Raw genomic sequence first — 1,355 nt, forward strand, 5'->3', positions numbered from 1 at the left:
TTCTGTGCCCTGCCTGATTATGTGGCCCGGCCGCCGGAACCGGTTCTGGCCGGCTGGTTTGGTTGATTCGGGCCACATAACGATCAGAGGTTTGAGAGCCAGTTGAGCAGTGATTCGTCGGACCTCCAGACGGGAGTGGGGCGGCGTGCCGCCGAAGTATCGGGCGGCTCGGTGGCCCGCAGGGCTTCCATTTTTGTCCTGGTGTTGATTTCAGCGTAGCGATTCGTCGTTGTCAGGTCGGCGTGCCCGAGCCAGCCGCGGATGACGTTGATTTCGACTCCGGATTCAAGGAGGTGCATCGCTGCGGTGTGGCGGAAGACATGTGGGCTGACCGTGCGGTTGATGCCGGGATCGTCGAGGTGTCCGGCGAGGCGCCGCACGGCCTTGTAGATGCCGAAGCGGGTGAGTGCTTCACCGGTTGCCGAGCAGAAGACCGGGGCGTTTGCCGCTGCCGGTGCACCTGATGAGTCGAGCAGGGCGGTGAGTCGTTTTGCGGTCTGGTCCCATAGCGGGCAGGTCCGCCATTTGTCTCCTTTGCCGTGGAGCCTGACGAGGTAGGGCTCGACCAGCTGCAGGTTTCCTGCCCGGAGCTCTGCGATTTCCTGTGCCCGCGCCCCGGTGTTGTAGAGGAACAGGATGAGGGCGTGGTCCCGCTGGGCCAAGCGGCCGGTGCGTGGCAGGTGCCGCAGCAGTGCCTCCATTTCGTCGCGTTCCAGGAAGTGCGTCTCGGCAGGTGCCGCCCGTTTTATGGGGATGGCCGCAACTCGTTGGCAGGTTTCGAGCATTGTCGGTTCCCGGCTGGCGATGTATTCGAAAAGGGTGTGCAGGGCAGCCAGGCGTTGGTTGCGGGTCCGCACGTGGTTATGGCGATCGCCTTCCAGGTAGCGCAGGAAGCCGAGGATATGCTCGAAGCTCAGGTCCTCGAGCTTAAGTCTGGTGATCTTGGTTCCCTTTCGCTCGGCCACGAAGCACAACAGCAGCCGGATGGTGTCGCTGTAGCTGCGCACTGAGGCAGGGCGGAGGCCCTTGACGGTGACGAGGTGGTCGATGAAGAAGGAGTGGATCAGCGGCCCCAGCTGTTGTGTTCCGGTCATGGTTTCGCCTCCGCCCAGGCGCGTTCGGCATAGGTTTCGAACCGGTGGCTTGCCTCGGAGAGGAGTTCCGGGGTGATGGTCAGGTAGACAGCGGTCGAGGATGGATCCACGTGGCCCATGAACGTTGAGAGCTGGTAGAGCATCGCCGATGGATCCACGCCTTCCCTGTACCAGCGGAGCAGGCATCCGACGGCGAACGAATGACGCAGGCAGTGCAAGCGCGGTGCCGTGGTGCCCTCAGGAACCGGGAACGCCAGGCCG

General features: G+C 63.3%; 1 protein-coding gene and 1 pseudogene. Both read right to left on the reverse strand.

Features of this window, described 5'->3' with window-relative positions; all coding sequences use genetic code 11:
- Window positions 1–83: 83 nt before the first annotated feature.
- Entirely contained in the window at window positions 84–1,094 is a 1,011-nt protein-coding gene (locus OS914_RS17835; RefSeq protein ID WP_267547399.1) for a tyrosine-type recombinase/integrase, read from the reverse strand.
- Window positions 1,091–1,355 (reverse strand): annotated as a pseudogene (locus tag OS914_RS17840) (hypothetical protein); the annotation flags it as partial. The pseudogene OS914_RS17840 and the gene OS914_RS17835, both read right to left, overlap by 4 nt.

Origin of the sequence: Arthrobacter endolithicus (genome assembly GCF_026627425.1) — a bacterium.
Lineage (GTDB): Bacteria > Actinomycetota > Actinomycetes > Actinomycetales > Micrococcaceae > Arthrobacter_M.

Excerpts from the sequence above, each read along its gene's own strand:
- OS914_RS17835 (WP_267547399.1), bottom strand. The coding sequence starts at position 1,094 with ATGACCGGAACACAACAGCTGGGGCCGCTGATCCACTCCTTCTTCATC.